Below are 24,088 nucleotides of genomic sequence, written 5' to 3'. Positions count from 1 at the left end.
TCAACTGACACGCTCGTAGCCACCCAATACGCCCTGCTTCGACAAGACCCACTGCCACAGCTGCAGGTCGCGCGCGCGGAAGGCGCCCGCGCAGGACAGCAAATAATATGACCACATGCGGTGGAAGCGCTCGCCCAGCTGGGCCGCAAACTGCGGCCAGGCCTGCTCAAAGTTCGCGTGCCAGGCCATCAGGGTCTTGTCGTAGTCGGCGCCAAAGTTGTGCAAGTCCTCTGCCACGAACAGGTCATCGATAGCGTCGCCTATCTGGCCGATGGAGGGCAAGTCGCCATTCGGGAAGATGTACTTGTCGATCCATGGATCGCACGCGGAATCGCGCTTGTTCTTGCCGATCGTGTGGAGCAGGAACAGGCCGTCGTCTTCCAGGCAGCGGTACGCCACTTCCATGAAGGTGCGGTGGTTCTTGTGCCCCACATGCTCGAACATGCCGATGCTGACGATACGGTCGAATTTTTCATTGGTGTCGCGGTAATCCTGCAGGCGGAAGTCCAGGTGCTCGCCGCCCGGCATGCCGCGCGCGTAGGCGACCTGCTCTTGCGAAATCGTCACGCCCACGCATTGCACCTGGTATTTTTCCGCCGCATAGCGCATGAAACTGCCCCAGCCGCAGCCGATGTCGAGCACGCGCATGCCCGGTTCCAGGCGCAGCTTGCGGCAGACCAGATCGAGCTTGGCTTCCTGCGCCTCGGCCAGGTTGCCGGCGTCCTTCCAGTAGCCGCAGGTATAGGTCATGCGCGGATCGAGCATGGCCGCATAGAAGGCGTTGCCCAGGTCGTAGTGCTCCTTGCCCACCATCCACGCGCGTCGCTCCGTCTGCAGGTTGAACAGGCGCGCATACAGCGCGTGGAAAGCCAGGCGCATGGGGCGCACATCGTCGGCCACCCTGGCGCGCAGCAGATGGCAAAAGAATTCGTCGAGCTGCTGCGCATCCCAGTCTCCATCCATGTACGCTTCGCCCAGACCCAGGTTGCCGCTGGCAAAAGCCCGCTCGGGCACGCCCGGCTTGCGCAGCTGCATGTCCCAGGCGGCGCGGCCATTCAAGTGGATATCGGCCCTGGCCAGCAATTCGGCCGCTTCGCGGGTCAGCCGCGTGTCGAGCTGGAGTTCAGTACTACTTGCCGGTGCTTGCTGTAACTGTGTCATTTGCTGCGTGTTCATGCCCTGCCGCCTCCAGATGGTTGTCGGTGCCAACGCGCACCGGCAAGCCCGCTCAGAGGCCCGGCGCCGCGCCAGCCATCAAATTATCCGCCCGCCATGACCATCTGGATAATGAAACATCATGGCCATTCATATCAAAATTATTGCTGCAAAATGATTTCAATCAATTTTTTTATGGAAATATCTTATACAAGAAGCGCACCGTACAATGAAAAAAGCCGCCCGTTCGGCGGCTGTTCCCTGCGCGTTCGCGGCAATGCCAAGACCAATCAAAAGTCGTGATTCGGCGGATACTTGCTGTAAAAATCGTTATCCCATTTGAAGTTGGTAAACGCCACCGTCATCGATACGTCGAGCGCTTCGACGAAATGCCAGCAGCCGACGGGCAAAAACAGGATCTCGCCGGGCGCCAGCACGCATTCGCGCACCTGCACGTCGGCCATCAGCGGGTAGCGCCGCAGGTCGATGGCGCGTCCATCGACGGGTGTAAAACAGTGGCGCTGGTTGTACACGCGCGCGACCTCGCAGGCGGCCATGATGCGCAGCCGCTTGCGCCCTTTGACTTGCGCCATGAAGTTGTTCGTCAGGTCGTGGTGGAACGGCGTCACCGTGCCGGCCGGGCCGAACCATAAAAAACCCGTCGGGCCGCCACTCTGCTCCAGATACTCGGGCAGCTGGCCGATATCGTCCCACAGCTCGCGCAAGGCTTGCCGGTTCTGCGAATTGTTATTCGCCGTCATATAGAAATCATTGGTCGCACCGCTACCCTCGACCAGGCTCGCGTACTCGCCGAACGCCATCTTGCGCTTGTGCGCCACGCTGTTCATTTCGTACTGGGCATCCGCTTCGCGGCCGAACTGCACTTCCACTTCGCGCGGCCCGAAATGTTCGCGAAAGTAGGCAGGGCTCCACTTGGCCATGGCGGGCCACTCATCCATCATGCCCGTGATGATGACGGGCTGGTTGGTCGAATAGAATTCGTCCAGGAATTCCTGCGCGGAGAGCCTCTCGCGGCGGGGAATCTCGGGGGCACGCAGCTGATTCAGCTTGCGCTGGATGTCGATCACCCAGTCGCGCTTGGCCAGGCGGTTCGACAGGCGCACGGCGCCGGCCAGGTAGGGACTCTGCAACGCCAGCTCCACTTCGCGGCGCGCCAGCGGCTCCGCGATGCCGGCCTTTTGCAGCACCGGCATCAGCGCCGACGGATGGCTGCCCAGCATGAGGTTTTCCGCGATCCAGCTGCGCCACTCGCGGCTCAGTTCCTGTTCCTGTTCCTGTTGCTTGACTCCGAATGCCGATACCGCCGCCATCGCCCGTCTCCTCTTTTTTATATGAACAAGCGGCCGGGTCGCAATGCCACCCGGCCGCATCCCGCTACGCTAGCACACGGTTAGCGCACCTTCCACACCTCGGTCGCCAGCACGCCATTCGCGTCGCCATCGAGTTCCCACGAGAACGCGCCGCGCAAGCCCTGGTCCTTGACGTATTTCACCTTGGTGCCGATGACGGTCGGATCATCATAGCTCCACCACTGGCCGCCCGCCCCCGTGTACAGGTACAGCTGCTTGGTCACGGGATGGTAGTAGCGCGTGCCGGCTTTGGCGACGAGGATTTTATAGTCCTCGATACCCGACTCGTACGTACCCGGCGCCGTGCCCGTGGCCGCCTGGTACAAGCCATCGCCGTTCGGTCCCGGCGCCACGCCCGTCCAGCCGCGGCCATAGAACGGTATGCCCAGCAGCAGCTTGTCGCGCGGCACGCCGGCGGCAATCATGTACTGCACCGCCTTGTCGCCCACGTATTCGCGCGCCATGCCCGTTGACGGATCGGCAGGGTCGGCAAACAGCTGGGCGTTGAAGTTGGTGCTGTTTTCCCAGCCGCCGTGGAAGTCGTACGTCATCAGGTTGATCCAGTCCATGTACTGCGAGTACAGGGCCGGTTCCGTGTTGTCGATCTTGTCCTTGCCGGCACCGACAGCGGCCGTCAACAGGTAGCGCTTGCCGTTGGCGGCGCCGAGCGCATCGAGCTGGCTGCGGAATTCCGCCATCAGCAAGGTGAAGTTGCGCTTGTCGTTGGGGCTGACCGTGTTGTACGGCTGGCCGCCGCCGACCGGGTATTCCCAGTCGATGTCGATGCCGTCAAAGATGTTGGCCGCCGCACCCACGCCGCCGCGACCGCCCTGCACCGGCAGGTTGCCCTTGATGTAGATATCGATACACGAGCGCACCATCTGCTTGCGCAGCGCATCGGTGGCCGAACCGACGGAGAAGTTCTTCGACCAGCTCCAGCCGCCCAGGGAAATGAACAACTTGAGGTTCGGGTGCGCCGCCTTCAGCTTTTTCAGCTGCAGGAAGTTGCCCGACAATGGAGCGTCCCACGGAATGGCCTGGCCATCGACGGTGCGCTTCGGCGTGCGGATGTAGTCGGCCTCGGCATCGCCGCCCGTGCCCGCGTCCGGCGAATTCGGATTCGTCGCGCCCGGCTCCGTCTTGGTGATCATGCCGCATTCGTAGCCGCCGTTTTTCGGATAGATATTACCGAAGGCATAGTTGATGAAGGTCAACTTATCAGCCACGCCGCTGGTATGCACGTTCGCCACTTCGTAATCGCGGCCATATACGCCCCATTGGGCGAAATAGGAACCGACTTCGCGGCCGGTCGGCGTTGGCGTCGGCGTCGGCGTCGGGGTTGGAGTCGGGGTTGGCGTCGGGGTTGGAGTCGGTGTTGGAGTCGGTGTTGGCGTCGGCGTCGGTGTCGGCGTCGGGGTTGGCGTCGGCGTGGTGCTGCAGATCTCCAGGCTGGTCCATGGCTTGCCCGTGCCGGCGGCGCCGCTGCTGGTCGACGGGTTGTCGCCCTGCGTCCAGTAGTTGGCGCGGTAATTCGTGCCCGCATAGCTGACGGTGGCGCCCGCGCTGTAAGCCGTGCCGGCCACCCACGCCAGTGCGCAGGTGCCGCCGGTTGGCGTCGGGGTAGGCGTTGGAGTGGGTGTCGGGGTTGGATTCGGCGTCGGGGCGGGCGTCGGGGTTGGCGTGGGAGTCGGTGTCGGCGTAGGAGTTGGCGTAGTTCCGCCATCGCACGTGCCGCCGGCGCTCCACAGGCTAGGCGTGGAAACGGGGTTCCAGCCCGAGCCCACGTGGTCGGTCTGCGTCACCAGGGCCGTGTAATTGGCGCCCAGGTAAGTGACCACCGTGCCCGCGTTGTACGTGCCGCCCTCTTGCCACGGCACGCAGGCGACCACCGTGCTGGCCGCCAGCAATTGCGAGCCAGCCGGCGCGCTGGCATCGCCGCCACCGCCGCATGCCGCCAGCACGCCACCGCTGGCCAGACATACCATCATGTTCCTGATCGTTTTTTTGAGTATTAAATTTTCCACGCTGTCTCCTGTTCAGGTTTGCGGAAATACCACTCTGCTTCGATAAAAAGCTACCCTGTGATTTTGTTTTTTTGCAGTTGCAAGAACAGCATGCTGCTGAAAAAATAGGCGGTCAAGTGGTTTTGAAGTGGCCTCGAAGTGGGCAATACCACTTTGCGCAGAAAGCGCAGCGGCTTATGCGAACGGCGTGTTGTCCTACTGGACAATGAAAAAACGGCAGAGGGAGGATGAAAAAAGACGCTGGATCGGGAAAAGACAGACCAGTTTTTTAATACGCTGTAAGTGGTATTGCTGTTGCTTGCTACGCCGTTGAATACGGCAGCGGCGGGTGCCTGCAAAGCCACCCGTCGAGCCAGGCAGAATTATTGAGGCAAATCAAACACTGCCATGGATTCCACGTGGGACGTGTGCGGGAACATGTTCACCACGCCCGCCTTGCTCAATACATAACCCGCTTCCAGCGCCAGGATGCCGGCGTCGCGCGCCAGGGTCGACGGGCTGCACGACACATACACGATGCGCTTGGGCAGCAGGTCCGGACGCACTTGCGACAGGCCGACCAGCGCCTGGCACAGGGCCATGGCGCCGTCGCGAGGCGGGTCGACGAGGATGCGATCAAAACGGCCCAGCGCGATCAGGTCGTCCGTCGTCACTTCGAACAAGTTACGCGTCGAGAACGAGGTTTTTTCCGCCAGACCATTGGCCAGCGCGTTTTCCAGCGCCCGCTCCGTCAGGGTGGTGCTGCCTTCAATACCGACCACTTCGCTGCCCTGCGTGGCCAGAGGCAAGGTGAAATTACCGAGGCCGCAGAACAGGTCGGCCACGCGGTCGGTCGGCTGCACTTCCAGCAAACGCAGGGCTTTCGATACCAGCACGCGGTTGATGTGGTGGTTCACTTGCGTGAAATCGACGGGCTTGAACGGCATCTTGACGCCGAATTCCGGCAGCAGGTAGTGCAATTGCTTGTCGAGCGGATAGAACGGCACGGCCGTTTCCGGGCCCTTCACCTGCAGCCACCATTGCACGCCGTACTCGTCGGCAAAGGCCTTCAATTTCGTTTCATCGTCCGCCGTCAGCGGCGCCATGATGCGCAAGACCATGGCGGTCACGTCTTCGCCGACAGCCAGCTCAATCTGCGGCATCTGGTCGAAGATCGACAGCGACGCAATCAAGCCGCGCAGCGGCAGCAGCATGGCCGAGATGTGCGGCGGCAGGATTTCACAGCTATCCATGTCGGCGACAAACGCCGATTTCTTTTCGTGGAAGCCCACCAGCACGGCATCTTTCTTCTTGACGTGGCGCACGGACAGGCGCGCGCGGTAGCGGTAGCCCCAGGTCGGACCATACATGGGGCGCATGATGCTTTGCGGACGTACCTTGCCGATATGCCACAGGTTGTCTTCCAGCACGCGCTGCTTGATCGCCACCTGCGCCGACGGTTCCAGGTGCTGCATCGAGCAGCCGCCGCAATTGTCGAAATGCTTGCACTTGGGCGTGACGCGCATCGACGATTCGCGGTGCAGCGCCGTCATGCGGGCCATTTCCCAGTTTTTCTTCTTCTTGAACGTCACAAAGCTGACACGCTCGCCCGGCAATGCGCCTTCGACAAACACGACCTTGCCCGGCGAGCCGTCTTCGTTCTCAATATGGCCAACGCCACGGGCGTCCATGTCGAGCGATTTGATTTCGATGATATTTTCTTGCATAGCGATCAATAGGTAAGAGTGGGCCAGGACGCAGGGCCGCGCTGGAACTTGCAAACAATGGGGGAAAGGTCAGGCGCCGCGAGCGGGGCGTATGATAGCAGATGCCGACTAGCTTAAGTCCGCAGCACAGTTGCACCGATTTAGCGTGGCTGAGAAAATGTACAGGGCAAGGCGCATTGCCGAAGACAGTACGCCAGTACGGCGAGGCATTGCAACGCCGCCATGTGCGTTTTATCGGGCACGCTACAGCAGCGAGTCGCGCACCACGCCGCGTGCCGCCATAGCCCGTTTGAGTTTAATCAGCGCTTCCTGCTGGATCTGGCGCACGCGCTCGCGCGTCACGCCCATTTCCTCGGCCAGCGTCTCCAGCGTGGCCGGATCGTCGTTGTCGAGGCCGAAACGGCGCATGATGACGACGCGCTGCTTGTCGGGCAGCTTGGTCAGCCAGTCGCGCACCAGCACCGTCATTTCATGGTGTTCCGCGCGCGCGTCGGGGCTGTCTTCGCTGGCGCCCGGCAACATGTCCATCAGCGACGACTGCGGATCGTTGTCGAGCGGCGCGTCGAGCGATGTGGCGTGCTCGGACAGGGCCAGGATATCCTGCACCTCTTCCACGGGACGGCCCACGAGGTGGGCGATATCTTCCGCAGTGGCATCCTTGCCGTCGTGGTGCTGGGCTTCCAGATGATATTTGCCGCGCAAGATTTGATTCAGTTCGCGCACCATGTGCACGGGCAGGCGCACCGTGCGCGCCTGGTTCATGATGGCGCGCTCGATGCTCTGGCGTATCCACCAGGTGGCGTAGGTAGAGAAACGGAAACCGCGCTCGGGCTCGAACTTGTCGATGGCGCGCATCAGGCCGATGTTGCCCTCCTCGATCATGTCGAGCAGGACCACGCCGCGGTTGATGTAATGCTTGGCGATCGACACAACGAGGCGCAGGTTGTGCTCGATCATGGTTTGCCGGGCTTCGAAATTGCCCTGCTTGGCCAGGGTGGCGTAATGCACTTCTTGCGCCGCCGTCAGCAGGGGCCGCGTGCCGATCTGGTTCAGATAGTGCTGCGTGGTATCGGTCGACAGCTCGGCCGCCAGCACCTTTTTCAGTTCATCGACACTTTCGACCACCACGCTGACGCTGGCCACCTCGCCGCCCTCGCCCGCCTCGACGGCGTCAATGCCGTCGAGCTCGCCGGCATCGTCCGTCACGACTTCATCCGCCCCGTCTTCCGGCAGTTCCGGGTCATCGTCCAGCTGATCGTGCGGCGCGTGTGTCATTGCTTTACCTAACGGTTAGGCAGGAATTTCGAAGGGTCGACAGGCTTGCCCTGCTGGCGGATTTCAAAGTGCAGCTTCACGCGGTCGGCATCGGAGTCGCCCATTTCAGCGATGGCCTGGCCTTTGTTGACGTTCTGCCCTTCCTTCACCAGGATGCTGCGGTTATGCGCATATGCCGACAATAAACTATTACTGTGCTTCACGATGACAAGATTACCATAACCACGGATTCCGCTCCCGGCATACATGACTTTTCCCGCGCCTGCGGCCACCACTTGCTGGCCCGCCTTGCCGGCGATATCGACGCCCTTGTTCTTGCCTTCGTCAAAAGTGCCGATGACCTTGCCTTCGGAAGGCCACATCCAGCTGATCCTGTCGTCGCCAGGCGCCGATGCGGCAGGGGCTGCAGCGGCGGCGGCCGGTGCGGCGGCGACAGTTGCTGCCGGCGCGGGCGCCGGCTTGGCGTCGCCGGTGCCGCCATCGGCGCGCAGCTCGGCCAGGGTGGCGTCGGAATACGCGCGCTTCTCGCCGCGCGGGCCCGTTTTCTTCGGCACGGCAGGCGCGGCCGGCTTAATTTCCGTCGACGGCGGCATCACGACGGCCGACGTTTGCGCGCCGCCTGTCTCGCCAGTCGGCGGCAGCACGCGCAACACCTGGTCGACCTTGATGTCGTTCGGATTGCTCAAGTCGTTCCAGGCCACCAGGTCGCGGTAATTCTGGCCGTGCTCGAGGGCGATGCGCAACAGGGTATCGCCGCGCTTGACCGTGTAATAGGCCGGGTCGCGGTCGCGCGGATCGCTGGCGGCGGCACTGCTGCTCGATGGATGGCGCTCAACGACGGGTGCCTGGACGCCCGTCGTGCCGCAACCGCTCAACAGCGCGGCCAAGGTGATGCTACATAGAAGTATGTTACTTTTCTTAATCATTCGCATGTAATTATATGTCCTGCTTGCTAGCTGATCCGGGGATCATATGGTGCCCGGGCGCAAAGGCACGAAATGGCAATCTTCCAGGGTTTGGCTAGTCCATTCCATTTTCCCCACCCGGGTAATGAGTTGTAAGTGTTGCAATTTAGCCCCCACCGGCGCAACCAGACGCCCGCCGGGCGCCAGCTGTTCCAGCAAGGCTTGCGGGACTTCCAGGCCGGCTGCGGCAAGGATGATCCCGTTGAAGGGCGCCGCCTGCGGCAGGCCAAGCATACCATCTCCGTACTGCAAGCGCAGATTTGACACGCGCAGCGGGCGCAGATTGGCCTTCGCCAACTCGTGCAAGGGCCGGATGCGCTCGATCGAATACACCTCCTTCGCCACCAGCGACAGCACCGCCGCCTGGTAACCGCAACCCGTGCCGATTTCCAGCACGCGCTGCAAGCTGCCGCCCTGGCGCATCACCTCGATCATGCGCGCGACGATATACGGCTGCGAGATGGTCTGGTGGTGGCCGATGGGCAAGGAGGCGTCGATGTAGGCTTGCGACGCCAGCGCCTCGTCCATGAACAGGTGGCGCGGCACGGCTTGCAGGGCGTCGAGCACCACCTGGTCCTTGACGCCCTGCTTCGCCACGCGCGCCACCATGGCCCGGCGCACGGCCTCCGAGACGAGCGGGTTTTGCCGCGGCGGCGACACCACGGCCGGCTGCGCCCGCTCATTGGCGATGGCTTGCGCGCGCGATGGCGCGATGGCCGCGTGCGCGCCATACGGCTGCGCCACGCCGCGCGCCGCGTTTTGCGCCGCATTCTGCGTGGCCGTCTGCGGCGTGGCGATCCTGGACTGGGCCAGCGACTGCCCCCCGCCCTGCCTGGCGGGCTTGCCGGCCAGCGAATCGAGGGAAAGGGGGAAGGTACGCGGCTTGTCAGTCATAGTGAGCGGTCATGCCAGGCCTTTCGCCAGTGCATCGAGTTGGGTAGTATGGGTCAGGTCGATCTGCAGCGGCGTGATCGATACTTGTCCATGTTCAACGGCATGGAAGTCCGTGCCCGGGCCGCCTTCCTTGGCCGCGCCGGCGGGGCCGATCCAGAAGATTTCACGGCCACGCGGGTCGAGCGCGCGGATGACGGGCTCGGCCGAATGGCGCTTGCCCAGGCGCGTGGCCGCCATGCCTTGCAATTGCGCGTAAGGAATGGCGGGGATATTCACGTTCAGCAAATACGGTTTCTGCAGGGCGTCGAACTGGCGCTCGACGATTTCCCGCGCCACGCGGGCGGCCGCGTCCAGGTTGGCCCAGCCGAACTGCGACTGGGAAAAGGCGATGGCGGGAATGCCGAACAGATAGCCTTCGGTGGCGGCGGCCACGGTGCCCGAATACAGGGTGTCGTCACCCATGTTGGGGCCGTTGTTGATGCCCGAGACCACCAGGTCGGGGCGCTCGATGAGCATGCCCGTCAACGCCACGTGCACGCAGTCGGTGGGGGTGCCGTTGACAAAATAAAAGCCGTTGGCGGCCTTGTGCACGGACAAAGGCCGGTCCAGCGACAGCGAATTGGACGCGCCCGAACGGTTGCTGTCGGGCGCCACCACCACGATGTCGGCAATGGGCGCGAGCGCGTCGGCCAGGGCCGCCAGGCCTGGCGCCAGGTAACCGTCGTCGTTACTGATAAGGATTCTCATAACGAGATTTTACCTGAAGCAATGCCCACACTGCGCATGCCGCACGCCGATAGGCAGCATTTTTTGTGCCGCCGCGCGAACCTGGCGCGCAAGCTCAGCGCTGCTCGATGCGCGCCTCCGACAGCGCCCCTTCCAGCGCCTGCACCTCATCCTCCTGCAAGGCCAGCAAGGCATTCAGGTCGCCTTGCAACTTGTACATTCTTTTCAGCTGCGCCATGCCGCGCCTGCGCAGCTTGCCCGGCACGCCCGGGCGCAGCAGGCAGGACTTCAAATGTTCGGCCAGTTCGCCCGCCTGCGCATACTGTTCCCGTTCGATCATGCCTTGCAACATCGAGATCATGCTGGCCAGGGTGTCCGGCTCGGCCGCATCCTGTTCGTTGGCGCGGCCGGCCAGGATGGTTTCCTGCAAATGCCGCGCACCGTCGAGCACGCTGTCCGCATGCCCCGTGACGGGTGCATTCAAGAGCCGGTCGCTGCCGCTGAGCACAGCGTCTTCCAGCAGGCGCGCCGCCTCGCTGTCGCCCTGCTGCTGGAGGGTGCCAGCCAGTTGCTTCTTGCTGTGCAAGGTATCGAGGTGGTCTTCGCCCAGCAGGCGCGCATGCACTTCCAGCACCTGCTCCTGCACGCTGCGCGCCGCATCGAGTTCACCGCGCCGCAGCAGCGCCTCGGCCAGCTTGCGCTGGCTCATCAGGGTCTCCGGATGGTCGAGACCGCGCGTGCGCTCGCGCGCGGCCACCTGGTCTTCGTGCAGCTGGCGCGCGCCGGCCCAGTCGCCCTGCCCGGCCACGATATCGGCCAGCAAGTCGCGCGTGGACAGCGTGGCGGCATGGTCGCCGCCCAGGCGCCGCTCCTGCACCCGCAGCACGGCGGCGAGCAGGCGCCGCGCACCCTCCAGGTCGCCTTCGCGTCCCAGCGCCTGCGCCAGGGCCAGCTTGCTGCGCAAGGTATCGCCATGCTCGGCGCCAAACAGGCGCTCGCGCGCCGCCACCACTGTGCCCAGCAATTGCCGCGCCTGCGCCAGCCTGCCCATGCGCAGCAAGGTGGCGGCGCGGCCATCCATCGCATCCAGGGTCAGCGGATGCTCGCCGCCCAGCTGGCGCACATAGGTGGCCAGCACCGTATCCTGCAGCAGCAGCGCCGCCGCCAGCTCGCCCTGCAGCAGCAGGGTTTTCGCCAGGCAAGCCCGGGCGGACAGGGTGTCGGGATGCTCGCTGCCCAGCACGCGCTCGCGCACGTCGAGCACGTCTTCTTCCAGGAAGCGCGCTTCATCGAGCTTGCCCAGCTGGCGCAGCAGGCGCGCCATGCCGCTCTTGCACGCCAGGCTGTCGGGATGCTCCTCGCCCAGCAGGCGCACGCGGATCTCGACGCTCTGGCGAAAGGCGTCGAGCGCCTGCGCGCTGCGTCCATCCTTGCGGTACAGCTCGCCCAGACGGGCCAGATCGCGCGCCAGCGGCAGGGCCACGGCGCGGCCCGGTTCCAGCTGCAAGGCCTGGCGCGCTTCGCTGATGGCGCCCAGCAAGGCGATTTCGCGGCTCGATTGCCAGGGGAAATAGCCGCCCGTCAGCCAGTGCAAAAAGGCTTCGAAGGTGCGCGTGAGGGAAAAGCGGTCGCCGCCCTGGTCGATGCGCACGGCCAGCTGCTCGCCATAGGCAAAGGTTTTCGTCTGCTGCAGCTGGACTTCGTCGAAATAGCTGTCGAGGGCGATCTGCGGCAAGCCGTAGGACGTGCGCAGCAGGCGCTCGAACATAGGCTGGAAGCCGGCGATGCCCTTGTGCGCGTCGCCGCGGCGCCACTCGGCACGCTGCGCGCCATCGCCCATCTCTATGCGCGACGGCAAGGGGTACACGAGCAGCGGGCGCTGTTCATCTTCATGGCTGCGGCGGTACTCGATGGCCCGCGTGACGAGCGCGTCGACGCCTTCCAGGCTTTGCCGGTTCGGCGTGAAGACCACCACCAGCTTTTTCGGCAGCAAGGTGGTGCAGATGCCGGCGCTGTCGGTGCGCCCCGTGCGCGAATCGACGAGCACATAGCGGAAATGCTGGGCCAGGGTATCGGCAAAGCAGCGGAACAGGGCCGGGCAGCTGTCGAACAGCTGATCCCAGCGCATCTGCGCCAGACGCTCGCTGTAGCTGGCGTCGAAGCGCCCCGCGCGCATCAGGTACAGCGGACTGCCCTGGTCGACGCGCACCACGTACTGCTGCCAGTCGATGGCGTCGAGCACGCGCTGGGCCAGCGCCGCGTCCTCGCGGCCCCCATCTTCGCGCCCACCGGCCTGCCCGCCAGCGCGCGCGCCCGCCGTTTCCAGGCTGATACGCTCGATCTGCTGGCGGCACGCCTCGAAGAACTCGAGCACGCCCGGCCGCTCCTCGTGCTGCTCGAAATAATGGTGCAGGCCCGGCGCTTCCATGTCCCAGTCCAGCATCAGCACGGGCACGCTGGCGTTTTCACGGCGCGCCAGCAGGACGGCGATGTTCGACAGGGCCATGGTGCGGCCGGTGCCGCCCTTGTAGGAATAGAAGGTGACGACTTCGCCAGGGGCGCTCAAAGGTGGCAGGGAGAGGCGTTGGCATTCCATGACGGGACCTTTTACGTGATTAACGTGGAAAGTGGGGAGGCGGAATGGCGCGCCATTCCGGTGGAATATCGGGCAACACGAAACGGCTGCAATCGTGGCCGGGCGGTGTTGACCGCTTGAGCAAGTGGTAATGCGTGGCGATGCGCTGCACGATGCGTTCGATATCGGGCAGGTATTGCGGATTCGACTTCAGGTCGCCGCTGGCCAGCGTATAGCCGGAAAAATCGACGTACAGACCCGACTCCGTGATTTGCGGCGGCAAGCCGTCCGGATGGCGCGTCATGATGATGGGAATGATCAGGTGGCTGGGCAGCTCATACCAGGCGCGGCGCTCCTGTTCGATCAGCTGCATGGCGGCAAATTCGCGCCGCGTGTAGCCATGCGCTTCATATTTGGGCGTGTACAGCACGATCATGCAGACGCTCTGGCACATGGCGCGCGCCACGCGCTGGTCGATATCGTCGCCGCCGCCCAGTTGCTCGCTGTCGATGAACAGGACTTCCTCGCGGTCGAGGTGCGGCTCCAGATAGCACGCCAGCGCCTCGATGAGGTCATTCTTGAACTTGTTCATGAACGCATATTGGCCGTGTGCATAACTTAAGAAACAGCCGTAGCGGATCTCCATGGCATCCCCCTGTTCCCCGTGCGGCCCTGCCATCGCCGCGCCTCATCCTGCAAGGCATGAGCTCACTGTAGACTGCCCGGCAACAAGACTGTTTGCGCTGGCACAAAGATGTGTCTGGCGTCCTGGACACGCGTCACAATGCCAGAAAATGGCGTGATCGCGCCGCTTTCTGGCATGCCGGGCGCGCAGGCACGCAGCGCGCGAAAAACGCTACTCGCTTGATAACAAAGGGAAATAAGCCGGCGCGCGGATGGCGCCGGCAAGCAAGGCTAGGCGCCCTTGGCGGGCAGGTTGCGGAAGAACTCCACCACTTCAGCCGTGTCGCGCGTGCGCTTGAACGGCGGCAGGCTTTGCCAGATGCGCTTGCCGTATGGCTTGGAGATGAGGCGCGGATCGCAAATCATCAGCACGCCCCGGTCGCCCTCGTCGCGGATCAGCCGGCCCGCGCCCTGCTTCAGGTTGATGATGGCTTCCGGCAGCGAGTGGTGCATAAAGCCATTCTTGCCCTGCTTTTCCATCACTTCGATGCGCGCGGCCAGCACCGGGTCGTCCGGCGGCGCGAACGGCAGCTTGTCGATGATCACCAGGGACAAGGCATCGCCGCGCACGTCGACGCCTTCCCAGAAGCTCTGGCTACCGATCAGCACGCCATTGCCGGCCGCGCGGAACTGATCGAGCAATTCCGTGCGGCCCCTTTCTCCCTGCACGAACAGGGGAAAGTTCAGGCCGCGCTGCCTGAATTCGTCGGCCAGGCGCTCGGCGGCCCGCTTGACGGCGCGCAAGGTAGTGCACAGGAAGAAGGTGCGCCCGCCCGCCGCCTCGATGATGGGCAAGGCGCAGTCGATGACGGCGTCCGTGTAGCCCAGCGAGTTCGGTTGCGGCAGGTTTTGCGGCACGAACAGCAAGCCTTGCTGGCCATAGTCGAACGGGCTCGGCCACGTGTGCGACGGTTCGCCCGTCAAGCCCATCTGCTCGGAAAAATGCTTGAAATCGTTTTTCACGGCCAGGGTGGCCGACGTGAAAATCCAGCTGCGCGGCGTGCCTTCGCGCTGGTTATTGAAGATCGGCGCGATCGACAATGGCGTTTTATGCAACTGCAAAGAGCTGGAAAACGCTTCTACCCAGAACACGGCTTCTTCGCCTGCCGCTACTTTCGCCTTCGGGTCAAACTTCCAGCCGCTCAGCTGCTGCGCCAGTTCGACGCCGCGCACACGGCACTGTTCCAGCGTCTCCGCCCGTTCCGCCTGCGTTTCCAGCACGGCCACCATGCCGTCAAGCTCATCCTTGAGAGTGTCGAGCGCGGGGAAGAAGTCGCTCGACGGGGCGATCTGCGGCAGGGACAGGCGCACGATATCCTGCGGGAACGTCAAACGCAGGTCGCGCGCCGCCTTTTCCACCACGGTGACGGTCTTGGCCCAGTCGATGCCGCGCGCGTGCGCGAGCCCCTCGGCCAGCACGTCGCGGCACAGTTCCAGGATTTGCGAGGTCGACACTGTGTTACCGAAGAACAAAGTGGCCGTATCGGGCAGCTGGTGCGCCTCATCGAAGATGATGGTATTGGCCGAAGGCAGCAATTCCGCCACGCCCGTGTCTTTCAGGGCCACGTCGGCAAAGAACAAATGGTGGTTGACCACCACCACGTCGGCCTGCTGCGCTTCCTTGCGGGCCTTCATGACGAAGCAATCCTGGTAATACTGGCACTCGGCACCCATGCAGGTGTCGCGCGTGGACGTCACCAGGTTCCAGATCATGGCGTTTTCCGGCACCTTGGTCAGTTCGGCCTTGTCGCCGGAGCTGGTCATCTTGATGAAGCGCGAAATTTCGCGCAGATGGCCCACGTCGTCGCGCGAGGTCATGCGCCCGTTCTGCAGCGTGCGTTCCAGGTGATAGTGGCAGACGTAGTTCGAGCGACCCTTCAGCAGGGCGACGGAGACGGGCGCCTGCAGCGCGGCGCGTACGGTGGGGATATCGCGCAGGAACAATTGATCCTGCAAGTTCTTGGTGCCGGTGGAAACAATAGTCTTGCCGCCCCACATCAGGGCCGGTACCAGGTAGGCGAAGGTCTTGCCGGTGCCCGTGCCCGCCTCGGCGATCAGGGTCGTCTGGCTGTCGATGGCGCTGGCGATGGCCTTGGCCATGTCCGTTTGCGAACGGCGCGGCTTGTAGCTGCCCACGGCCGGACCGAGCGGGCCGCCGGCGCCAAACAGGCGCTCGATGTCGGCATCGTGCTTGCCAGGCGCCGCCTGCGGTTCGGCCGGCGGACTGGCTTGCAGATCGGTCGGCTGGCCATCCGGGTTTACTGGCAATAAATTGTGATCGGTCAAAATATACTTAGGTGAAGGCTGGACTGGACGCTACTGGCGCCCCTCAGGCGGGAACGTCGGGCACCAACTGCATTTTCAGCAAGGTGATGTGATCCTTCAATTGCAATTTGCGCTTTTTCAGGCGGCGCAGCTGCAGCTCATCATGGTGGCCATCGAGTATCAGCAACTCGATGACGGCATCGAGGTCGCGGTGCTCCACGTTGAGTTCAATCAGGCGCCGCTCTATTTGCTGTGCATCGCTCATGTGTTGCGTTCCAGGCAGTGTTGGTAACAGTGTTGGGAAACCGGCGCGGCGCGCGCAGGCAGCCATGGTGCATAGTTTAACCTGCCGCGCGCGTTAGGGCACGCCATTTCCGGCGTGCCCCTGCGCGGCGGTGTTATTTGACCGGCGGCACAGGCACGGCAGCCGCCGGCGCGCTGGCAGCGGCGGCTGCCTTGGCGGCCTTGGCATCCGCTTCGGCCTGGCGCTCGGCCAGGCGCTGGGCCACGCGTTTCTGGCGCGCCACGGCGTCAGCCTGTTTCTTCGCATAGGCTGCTTCGCGGGCGGCGCGGCGCGGCGCCTCGGCGGCATCGTCGGCGGCTTGTTTCGCCACTTTCGCCGCTTGCTCAGCCTCGCGCTCGGCAACGCTCTTGCCTTGCGGCTTGGGCGGCGCCGGATCGGGCGTGACCACTTTCACGGGCTTGGGCACGGCCGCGGCCCGCTGCTCGGCATCGAGGCGCGCGCTTTCCTGCGTCCTGGCCAGGTCGATATCGCGCAGGCGCACGGACTCGGCACGCTTGAAATAATTCGCTTCCGCGTCGATGGCGCGCAGGCGCACGAGGATCAGGCGGCGCTTTTCCTTGGCCTTGTCGAGGCAATTATTCACGAAAAACTTGTTGTAGCACTCGATTTCGCGCGCGGCAAACTCGTTTTCCGCCGCTTCGCGCTCGCTGGCCGACTGCTTCAGCTTGGCGTCCGCCTCTTCCACGGACAAGGTGGCGGGCACCTGCGGTGCGCCGACCTCATCCAATGCCGCGGCACCCTTGTGCGCGCAGGCGGACAACGCCAGAACCAGGCCCAGCGCCGCACCCAGCTTGTATAGTGTATTTGCCATCATGTTCCTTATCCCTGCCTCAAACGATCGCGTCGGCCGCGCCGCGCTGTTCTTTTTCCATGTATTCGCGCGATTGCATCTCGATGATACGCGAAACGGTGCGGTGAAACTCGTTGGCCAGCATGCCGTTCGTGTACAGCTGGTCCGGCGCCACTTCGGCCGACATGATCAGCTTGACCTTCTGGTCGTAAAACACGTCGATCAGCCAGGTGAAGCGGCGCGCCTCGGACGACTGCGCCGCCGACATGGCCGGTATGCCGGACAATATCACCGTATGGAAGCGGCTGGCGATTTCCAGGTAGTCATTTTGCGAACGGGGCCCGCCGCACAAGGTGGCGAAATCGAACCAGATGATGCCGCCGGCGCGGCGCAGGCAGTGGATTTCGCGGCTTTCGATGCGGATGCGCGCATCTTCGTCGGCCGTCTCGGCGATGCGCGTGTAGGCGTCGCGCAGGGCCCGGTCCGTGTCCGCGCCCAGCGGCGTGTAGTAACTCTCCACCTGTTCCAGCGCGCGGCCGCGGTAATCGACGCCGGCGTCGACGTTGATCACGTCGAGCTTGTCCTTGAGCAGCGCGATGGTCGGCAGCATGCGGTCGCGGTGCAGGCCGTCCGGATACAGCAGGTCGGGGTCGTAATTCGAGGTCATGATGAAGGACACGCCATTGGCGAACAGGGCCGACAGCAGGTTGTACAGGATCATTGCGTCGGCGATGTCCGAGACGTGGAATTCATCGAAACAGATGAGGCGGTATTTCTTGGCGATGCGCTTGGCCACCTCGTCGAGCGGATCGGCCACGCCTTTCAATTCATCGAGCTGCTGGTGCACGCCGCGCATGAATTCGTGGAAGTGCAATCGCGTCTTGCGCACCAGGGGCACGACCGAGTAAAAACTGTCCATCAAGAACGATTTGCCGCGCCCCACCCCGCCCCACATGTACACGCCCTTCGGCACGGCGGGACGGTTGATCAGACGCTTGAAGGTGCTCGAGCGCTGGCCCTTGTAGGCCACCCACTCGTCATAGCACAGCTGCAGGCGGTCGACCGCGCGCCGTTGGGCGGCGTCGGCCTTGAAATCACGCTTCTGCAACGCGTGCTGGTAAAACTCTTCTACGTTCATGGGATTCGCTTTAACGCACAAGGGCGCCGGCGGAAAAAATCCGCGAGCGCCCCTGCTGGACTAACTACAATTAGAAGTTCAAGGTACGCTTGTCAACCGCCAGTGCCGCTTCCTTGGTCGCTTCGGACAGCGATGGGTGCGCGTGGCAGATGCGCGCGATGTCTTCGGCCGAGGCCTTGAATTCCATCGCCACGACGGCTTCGGAAATCAGTTCGGACGCCATCGGGCCGACGATGTGCACGCCGAGGATTTCATCGGTGGTCGCATCGGCCAGGAATTTCACCATGCCCGAGGTGTCGCCCAGCGCACGCGCACGGCCGTTGGCCATGAACGGGAAGGTGCCGGCCTTGTAGGCGATGCCTTCGGCCTTCAGGGTTTGCTCGGTCTTGCCGACCCACGCGATTTCCGGCGAGGTGTAGATTACCCAAGGAATCGTGTTGAAGTTGGTGTGGCCATGCTGGCCGGCGATACGCTCGGCCACGGCAACGCCTTCTTCTTCGGCCTTGTGCGCCAGCATCGGGCCGCGCACGACGTCGCCCACTGCCCACACGTTCGGCAGGTTGGTCTTGCAGTCGCCGTCGACGGCGATGAAGCCGCGCTCGTCCAGCTGCAGGCCGACCTTGTCGGCGCCCAGGCCGTTCGTGTTCGGCGTGCGGCCGATCGAGATGATCAGCTTGTCGAACACGGCTTTTTGCGCTTCGCCCTTGGCGTCCACGAATTCCACGGTGACGTCTTTCTTGCCTGGCGTGATCGTACCGATCTTGCAACCGAGGTTGATCTTCAAGCCTTGCTTGGTAAACAGTTTCGACGCTTCCTTGGCGATCTGCTCGTCCACGGCGCCCAGGAAGACCGGCAGGCCTTCGAGCACGGTGACGTCGGAACCCAGGCGGCGCCAGACGCTGCCCATTTCCAGGCCGATCACGCCGGCGCCGATGACGCCCAGCTTGGCGGGTACGGCGTCGATGGCCAGTGCGCCCGTGTTCGACAGGATCAGTTTCTCGTCGAATGGTGCGCCCGGCAGTTCGCGCGCGTTCGAACCCGTGGCGATGACCACGTGCTTGGCCGACAAGGTTTCGTTGGCTTCGCCCGTCACGCTGATGTCATACGCGCCAGCGGCGGCGGCAGCGAAAGCGGCACGGCCGTGGAAGAAGGCGATCTTGTTCTTCTTGAACAGGTACAGGATGCCGTCGTTGTTCTGCTTGACGACGGTGTCCTTGCGCTTGAGCATCTGGCCCAGGTTCAGCTTCAGGCCGGCGACGTCGATGCCGTGCTCGGCGAAGCTGTGGCCCGCGTGTTCGAAATGCTCGGACGATTGCAGCAGCGCTTTCGACGGGATGCAGCCGACGTTGGTGCAGGTACCGCCAGGAGCGGCGCCGCCCTTGGCGTTCGACCACTCGTCGACGCAAGCGACGGAAAAGCCCAGCTGCGCTGCGCGGATGGCGGCGATGTAGCCGCCAGGGCCCGCACCGATGACAACTACGTCAAATTGTTTAGTACTCATGTTTTGTTATTCCAATCTCTTCGTCTGGTACGAAAATCCACAATAGAAGGTAAATCACCACGCCGAAGCCGAAGGTCAATGTAAACAGGACGAAGACGAGGCGCCAGATCCACGCTTCCATGCCGGAAGCGCGGCCCAGGCCGCCGCAGACGCCGCCAAGCCAGCGGTCGTCGCGCGAACGGCGCAGGCGGTTGAATTCCTGCACCAGGTCGTTCGCCGGGCCGGCAGCGGCACCGGCGCCGGACGTGCTGTCCGGCTTGTCCAGGTTGATATTGCTCAGGAGCTTGGCTTTCGCTTGCGCGAATTCCGCGTCGCTCAGGGCGCCCGCCAGGTGCAACTCGTGCAGACGCTTGATTTCTTCAGAGATGTTCATAGGAATCCTCTTTCATTGAGATCAGCCAGCTGCGTCTTCTGGCAAGGGGTATCAGCTACATTGCCCCGGCGGCTACGCCGGGGGACTACAGTGCTTACAGGTCCAGCAGCAGGCGTGCAGGATCTTCCAGCGCTTCTTTCATCGCCACCAGGCCCAGGACGGCTTCGCGGCCGTCGATGATGCGGTGGTCGTAGGACATGGCCAGGTAGTTCATCGGACGCACCACGATCTGGCCGTTTTCGACGACGGCGCGGTCCTTGGTCGCATGCACGCCCAGGATGGCCGATTGCGGCGGGTTGATGATCGGAGTCGACAGCATGGAGCCGAAGGTGCCGCCGTTCGAGATCGAGAACGTACCGCCCGTCAGGTCGTCCAGGGTCAGCTTGCCTTCCTTGGCTTTCGCGCCGAATTCACCGATTTTTTTCTCGATGTCGGCGATCGACAGCTGGTCCGCGTTGCGGATGATAGGCACGACCAGGCCGCGCGGCGAACCGACGGCGATACCGATGTCGAAGTAGCCGTGGTAGACGATATCGTTGCCGTCAACGGAGGCATTGATGATCGGGTACTTTTTCAGGGCGGCGACGGCGGCCTTGACGAAGAAGGACATGAAGCCCAGCTTGACGCCGTGCTCTTTCTCGAACTTGTCCTTGTACTTGTTGCGCAGGTCGATGACCGGCTGCATGTTCACTTCGTTGAACGTGGTCAGGATGGCGTTCGTCGATTGCGATTGCAGCAGGCGCTCGGCGATACGTGCGCGCAGGCGGCTCATCGGCACGCGCTCTTCAGGGCGGTCGCCCAGGCTGGCGGCCGACGGCGTGGCAACTTGTTGCAGCGCCGGCTTGGCAGCGGCTGGCGCCAGCGGCGCAACGGCTGGCTTGGCGGAAGCGGCCAGGGCGTCGCCCTTGGTCACGCGGCCGTCTTTGCCCGAACCGGCGACGTCGCCGGCGGACAGGCCTTTTTCGGACAGGATCTTGGCGGCGGCAGGCATGGCGACATCGCCTTTGGTCGCGGCAGCTGGCGCCGAAGCGCTGGCGGTATCTTGGGCAGCGGCAGCCAGGGCTGGCGCAGGCACGGCGGAGACTTCCATCGGGCTGACCTTGGCCGAGCCGTCGGTATCGATGATGGCGATGACTTCGCCGGCAACGACGGTGGCGCCGTTATCCTTGATGATTTGCACGATCACGCCAGCGGCCGGCGCCGGCAGTTCCAGCACTACTTTATCGGTTTCGATGTCGATCATGTTTTCGTCGCGCGCGACTGCTTCGCCGACCTTCTTGTGCCATGCCAGCAGGGTCGCTTCCGCAACCGATTCCGACAACTGGGGAACTTTGACTTCGATTTGTGCCATGTAAAACTCCGTTTATTTTGTTATTGCGGCGCCGCCCCTGCGTAGCAAGGGCGGCGCTCCGTCATGATGTATGCGAGCAGGCGCCATGCACTCGCATGACGCCCCTTATCGAGCCACTTACTTGGTCAGGATAAAACCCTTCAGCTTCGAGAATGCCGTTTCCAGCAGGTCTTTTTGCTGGGCGTAGTGCTTGTCATAGTAACCGACAGCAGGCGACGCCGAAGCAGGACGGCCGGCGTAGGCCAGACGCTGACCCGATTCCAGGCCTTCGAAGATGTTGTGCTGGATCTGGAACCAGGCGCCCTGGTTTTGCGGCTCGTCCTGTGCCCAGACGACTTCGACCAGGTTCGGGAACTTCTTCAGTTCAGCAGCGAACGACTTGTGCGGGAACGGATACAGCTGTTCCAGGCGCACGATGGCCGTGTCGGTCTGACCACGGGTCTTGCGTGCGTTGACCAGGTCGTAGTAGACCTTGCCCGAGCAGGCGACCACGCGCTTGACTTTCTTGGCGTCGATTTTGTCGTCGACTTCGCCGATGACGGTCTGGAAACCGCCCTTGGCCAGGTCGGTCAGCGGCGAACCGGCATCCTTGTTGCGCAGCAGCGACTTCGGCGTCAGGATGACCAGCGGCTTGCGGAACTGGCGCACCATCTGGCGGCGCAGCAAATGGAAGATCTGCGAAGCCGTCGTCGGCTGCACCACTTGCATGTTGTTGTCTGCGCACAGCTGCAGGAAACGCTCGGGACGCGCGGACGAGTGCTCAGGCCCCTGGCCTTCGTAACCGTGCGGCAGCATCATGACCAGGCCCGAAGCGCGGCCCCACTTCACTTCGCCGGAGCTGATGAATTGGTCGATCACCACTTGCGCGCCGTTGGCGAAGTCGCCGAACTGGGCTTCCCAGATCGTCAGGGTGTTCGGTTCAGCGGTCGAATAGCCGTATTCGAAGGCCAGTACGGCCTCTTCGGACAGCACCGAGTCGATGACGGTGAACGGCGCCTGGTTGTCCGACACGTTTTGCAGCGGAATGTAGGTGCCTGCATCCCAACGTTCGCGGTTCTGGTCATGCAGCACGGCGTGGCGGTGCACGAAGGTGCCGCGGCCGGCATCCTGGCCCGTCAGGCGGATGGCGTAGCCGGACGATACCAGCGATGCGTAGGCCAGGTGTTCGCCCATGCCCCAGTCCAGGTTCATTTCGCCGCGGCCCATGGTGGCACGGTCGCCCAGCACTTTTTCCACCAGCGAGTGGACCTTGAAGTCTTCCGGCACGGTGGTGATGCGGGTGGCCAGGCGTTTCAGTTCCGTCATCGGCACGGCGGTGTCGGCCGAATCGGTCCATTTCTTGTTCAGGAACGGCAGCCAGTCGACGGCGTACTTGTTCTTGAAGTTCGAGATGACCGGATCGACGGTGTGCTTGCCGGCGTCCATGGCGTCGCGGAACGCGGCCACCATCTTGTCGCCGCCATCGGCAGGGATCACGCCTTGCGCCACCAGCTTGTCCGCGTACAGCTTGCGGGTGCCTGGATGCTGGCCGATCTTCTTGTACATCAGCGGCTGCGTCAGTGCCGGCGTATCTTGCTCGTTGTGGCCAAGCTTGCGGTAGCAGATGATGTCGAGGACGATGTCCTTCTTGAATTCCATGCGGTAGTCGAGCGCGATCTGCGTCGCCAGTACCACGGCTTCCGGATCATCGGCGTTGATGTGCAGGACCGGTGCTTCGATCATCTTGACGACGTCCGAGCAGTACAGGGTCGAGCGGGCATCGCGCGGATCCGAGGTGGTGAAACCGATCTGGTTGTTGATCACGATATGCACCGTGCCGCCGGTATGGTAGCCGCGGGTTTGCGCCAGATTCAGCGTTTCCATGACCACGCCCTGGCCGGCGAAAGCGGCATCGCCGTGCACCAGGATAGGCAGCACTTGCGCGCCCTGCGCGTCGCCGCGGCGGTCCATGCGGGCCTTGACGGAACCTTCGACCACAGGGTTGACGATTTCCAGGTGCGACGGGTTGAACGCCAGCGACAGGTGGACCGGGCCGCCTGCGGTGGAGATGTCCGACGAGAAGCCCTGATGGTATTTCACGTCGCCGGCTGGCAGGTCGTCGCCATGCTTGCCTTCGAATTCTTCGAACAGTTCCTGCGGCGCCTTGCCCAGGGTGTTCACCAGCACGTTCAGGCGGCCGCGGTGGGCCATGCCGATCACGATTTCCTGCACGCCTTTTTCGCCGGCGCGCTGGATGGTTTCATCCATCGAGGCGATGAAGGTTTCGCCGCCTTCCAGGGAGAAGCGCTTCTGGCCCACGTAGCGGGTGTGCAGATAACGTTCCAGGCCTTCAGCCGCGGTCAGGCGGTCGAGGATGTGGATTTTCTTCTCTGGGGTGAAATTCGGGGTGGAGCGGATCGATTCCAGTTTCTCTTGCAGCCAGCGCTTTTCGGCCGGATCGGAGATGTACATGAATTCGGCGCCGATCGAACGCGTATAGGTATCGCGCAGATAGTTGAGCAGATCGCGCAGGGTGGCGGTCTCGGGGCCAAAATAGGTATTGCTGATGTTGAACACGGTGTCCATGTCCGCATCGGTGAAACCGTAGAAGCTCGGCTCGAGCTCAGGGATCATCGGACGTTCCTGGCGTTGCAGCGGATCCAGGTTGGCCCAGTGCGAACCGAGGTAGCGGTAAGCGGCGATCAGCTGCGTGGCGGCGACGCGCTTGCGGCCCATTTCAGCATCGAAGGAAGCGGTCACTGTGCGGATCGGACCTGCTTTTGCGCGCTCGGCGAACGAGGCGACGACGGAGGCATGTGCCACGTCAGGCTTGTTGGTGCCATCGACGGCAGGCACGTGCTGCATTGCGTCGAAGTAGGAACGCCAGTTATCGGGTACCGAGCCTGGATTGTTCAGATACGCCTCGTACAGGTCTTCCACGTACGGAGCATTCCCACCGAACAGGTAGGAGTTGGTCGTTAATTGCTGCATATATTGCTCACCTTTCTTCGCG

The 24,088-nt window shown here is 63.1% G+C and carries 18 protein-coding genes; all 18 read right to left on the bottom strand.

The annotated features are described in order from the left end of the window. The 18 genes from cfa to IGS60_RS13715 all read right to left on the bottom strand — a co-directional run bounded on the left by cfa (window position 1) and on the right by IGS60_RS13715 (window position 24,066). Window positions 1-1,176, bottom strand: a complete 1,176-nt coding sequence (cfa, locus tag IGS60_RS13800) for a cyclopropane fatty acyl phospholipid synthase (RefSeq protein ID WP_230504998.1) — start codon at window positions 1,174-1,176, stop codon at window positions 1-3. A gap of 269 nt (window positions 1,177-1,445) precedes the next feature. Beyond that, on the bottom strand, window positions 1,446-2,486 hold the full coding sequence (locus tag IGS60_RS13795; RefSeq protein ID WP_230504996.1) for a cupin-like domain-containing protein: 1,041 nt from the start codon (window positions 2,484-2,486) through the stop codon (window positions 1,446-1,448). Between the two features lie 80 nt (window positions 2,487-2,566). Then, window positions 2,567-4,513, bottom strand: a complete 1,947-nt coding sequence (locus IGS60_RS13790; RefSeq protein ID WP_268994082.1) for a glycosyl hydrolase family 18 protein — start codon at window positions 4,511-4,513, stop codon at window positions 2,567-2,569. Between the two features lie 398 nt (window positions 4,514-4,911). Further along, window positions 4,912-6,255: a 23S rRNA (uracil(1939)-C(5))-methyltransferase RlmD gene (gene rlmD, locus IGS60_RS13785; protein ID WP_099380785.1), complete on the bottom strand. Its 1,344-nt coding sequence runs from the start codon at window positions 6,253-6,255 to the stop codon at window positions 4,912-4,914. Window positions 6,256-6,498: 243 nt separating this feature from the next. After that, entirely contained in the window at window positions 6,499-7,530 is a 1,032-nt protein-coding gene (gene rpoS, locus IGS60_RS13780; protein ID WP_070310025.1) for an RNA polymerase sigma factor RpoS, read from the bottom strand. An 8-nt stretch (window positions 7,531-7,538) separates the two neighbouring features. Next, window positions 7,539-8,456 carry a peptidoglycan DD-metalloendopeptidase family protein gene (locus IGS60_RS13775; RefSeq protein ID WP_083293400.1) on the bottom strand — a complete coding sequence of 306 codons (918 nt, stop codon included), beginning with the start codon at window positions 8,454-8,456 and terminating at the stop codon, window positions 7,539-7,541. A 42-nt stretch (window positions 8,457-8,498) separates the two neighbouring features. Next, window positions 8,499-9,389 (bottom strand): protein-L-isoaspartate(D-aspartate) O-methyltransferase, encoded by an 891-nt coding sequence (locus IGS60_RS13770; protein ID WP_230504994.1) that lies wholly within the window; start codon window positions 9,387-9,389, stop codon window positions 8,499-8,501. Window positions 9,390-9,398: 9 nt separating this feature from the next. Further along, window positions 9,399-10,136, bottom strand: a complete 738-nt coding sequence (gene surE, locus IGS60_RS13765) for a 5'/3'-nucleotidase SurE (protein WP_230504992.1) — start codon at window positions 10,134-10,136, stop codon at window positions 9,399-9,401. Window positions 10,137-10,230: 94 nt separating this feature from the next. Continuing rightward, the gene (locus IGS60_RS13760; RefSeq protein WP_230504990.1) at window positions 10,231-12,711 is read right to left on the bottom strand and encodes a tetratricopeptide repeat protein; all 2,481 of its coding nucleotides are present in this window, start codon (window positions 12,709-12,711) and stop codon (window positions 10,231-10,233) included. 19 nt (window positions 12,712-12,730) lie between these two features. Beyond that, the gene (locus tag IGS60_RS13755; RefSeq protein ID WP_070219201.1) at window positions 12,731-13,336 is read right to left on the bottom strand and encodes a toll/interleukin-1 receptor domain-containing protein; all 606 of its coding nucleotides are present in this window, start codon (window positions 13,334-13,336) and stop codon (window positions 12,731-12,733) included. A gap of 269 nt (window positions 13,337-13,605) precedes the next feature. After that, on the bottom strand, window positions 13,606-15,609 hold the full coding sequence (locus IGS60_RS13750) for an ATP-dependent DNA helicase (protein WP_230505328.1): 2,004 nt from the start codon (window positions 15,607-15,609) through the stop codon (window positions 13,606-13,608). A 94-nt stretch (window positions 15,610-15,703) separates the two neighbouring features. Beyond that, a complete protein-coding gene (locus tag IGS60_RS13745; protein ID WP_034752051.1) occupies window positions 15,704-15,904 on the bottom strand; it encodes a YdcH family protein in 201 nt (66 codons plus the stop codon). Window positions 15,905-16,037: 133 nt separating this feature from the next. Continuing rightward, entirely contained in the window at window positions 16,038-16,757 is a 720-nt protein-coding gene (locus IGS60_RS13740) for a hypothetical protein (protein ID WP_205602269.1), read from the bottom strand. A gap of 16 nt (window positions 16,758-16,773) precedes the next feature. After that, entirely contained in the window at window positions 16,774-17,871 is a 1,098-nt protein-coding gene (zapE, locus tag IGS60_RS13735) for a cell division protein ZapE (protein ID WP_230504988.1), read from the bottom strand. A 70-nt stretch (window positions 17,872-17,941) separates the two neighbouring features. Next, on the bottom strand, window positions 17,942-19,372 hold the full coding sequence (gene lpdA / locus IGS60_RS13730) for a dihydrolipoyl dehydrogenase (RefSeq protein ID WP_230504986.1): 1,431 nt from the start codon (window positions 19,370-19,372) through the stop codon (window positions 17,942-17,944). Then, window positions 19,362-19,745 (bottom strand): PspC domain-containing protein, encoded by a 384-nt coding sequence (locus tag IGS60_RS13725; protein WP_070219197.1) that lies wholly within the window; start codon window positions 19,743-19,745, stop codon window positions 19,362-19,364. The genes lpdA and IGS60_RS13725 overlap by 11 nt, the downstream gene beginning before the upstream one ends. 94 nt (window positions 19,746-19,839) lie before the next feature. Next, window positions 19,840-21,096, bottom strand: coding sequence for a 2-oxoglutarate dehydrogenase complex dihydrolipoyllysine-residue succinyltransferase (gene odhB, locus IGS60_RS13720; protein ID WP_070310020.1), 1,257 nt, complete (start codon window positions 21,094-21,096; stop codon window positions 19,840-19,842). Between the two features lie 117 nt (window positions 21,097-21,213). Continuing rightward, entirely contained in the window at window positions 21,214-24,066 is a 2,853-nt protein-coding gene (locus IGS60_RS13715; protein WP_046685725.1) for a 2-oxoglutarate dehydrogenase E1 component, read from the bottom strand. Window positions 24,067-24,088 lie beyond the last annotated feature (22 nt).

Source organism: Janthinobacterium sp. FW305-128 (assembly GCF_020858135.1).
GTDB lineage: Bacteria > Pseudomonadota > Gammaproteobacteria > Burkholderiales > Burkholderiaceae_D > Janthinobacterium.
Note: the sequence above shows the minus strand (reverse complement) of the source record. Positions and strands in the feature narration are given on the sequence as shown.

Excerpts from the sequence above, each read along its gene's own strand:
- cfa (WP_230504998.1), bottom strand. The coding sequence starts at position 1,176 with ATGAACACGCAGCAAATGACACAGTTACAGCAAGCACCGGCAAGTAGT.
- IGS60_RS13795 (WP_230504996.1), bottom strand. The coding sequence starts at position 2,486 with ATGGCGGCGGTATCGGCATTCGGAGTCAAGCAACAGGAACAGGAACAG.
- IGS60_RS13790 (WP_268994082.1), bottom strand. The coding sequence starts at position 4,513 with ATGATGGTATGTCTGGCCAGCGGTGGCGTGCTGGCGGCATGCGGCGGT.
- rlmD (WP_099380785.1), bottom strand. The coding sequence starts at position 6,255 with ATGCAAGAAAATATCATCGAAATCAAATCGCTCGACATGGACGCCCGT.
- rpoS (WP_070310025.1), bottom strand. The coding sequence starts at position 7,530 with ATGACACACGCGCCGCACGATCAGCTGGACGATGACCCGGAACTGCCG.
- IGS60_RS13775 (WP_083293400.1), bottom strand. The coding sequence starts at position 8,456 with ATGATTAAGAAAAGTAACATACTTCTATGTAGCATCACCTTGGCCGCG.
- IGS60_RS13770 (WP_230504994.1), bottom strand. The coding sequence starts at position 9,389 with ATGACTGACAAGCCGCGTACCTTCCCCCTTTCCCTCGATTCGCTGGCC.
- surE (WP_230504992.1), bottom strand. The coding sequence starts at position 10,136 with ATGAGAATCCTTATCAGTAACGACGACGGTTACCTGGCGCCAGGCCTG.
- IGS60_RS13760 (WP_230504990.1), bottom strand. The coding sequence starts at position 12,711 with ATGGAATGCCAACGCCTCTCCCTGCCACCTTTGAGCGCCCCTGGCGAA.
- IGS60_RS13755 (WP_070219201.1), bottom strand. The coding sequence starts at position 13,336 with ATGGAGATCCGCTACGGCTGTTTCTTAAGTTATGCACACGGCCAATAT.
- IGS60_RS13745 (WP_034752051.1), bottom strand. The coding sequence starts at position 15,904 with ATGAGCGATGCACAGCAAATAGAGCGGCGCCTGATTGAACTCAACGTG.
- IGS60_RS13740 (WP_205602269.1), bottom strand. The coding sequence starts at position 16,757 with ATGATGGCAAATACACTATACAAGCTGGGTGCGGCGCTGGGCCTGGTT.
- zapE (WP_230504988.1), bottom strand. The coding sequence starts at position 17,871 with ATGAACGTAGAAGAGTTTTACCAGCACGCGTTGCAGAAGCGTGATTTC.
- lpdA (WP_230504986.1), bottom strand. The coding sequence starts at position 19,372 with ATGAGTACTAAACAATTTGACGTAGTTGTCATCGGTGCGGGCCCTGGC.
- IGS60_RS13725 (WP_070219197.1), bottom strand. The coding sequence starts at position 19,745 with ATGAACATCTCTGAAGAAATCAAGCGTCTGCACGAGTTGCACCTGGCG.
- odhB (WP_070310020.1), bottom strand. The coding sequence starts at position 21,096 with ATGGCACAAATCGAAGTCAAAGTTCCCCAGTTGTCGGAATCGGTTGCG.
- IGS60_RS13715 (WP_046685725.1), bottom strand. The coding sequence starts at position 24,066 with ATGCAGCAATTAACGACCAACTCCTACCTGTTCGGTGGGAATGCTCCG.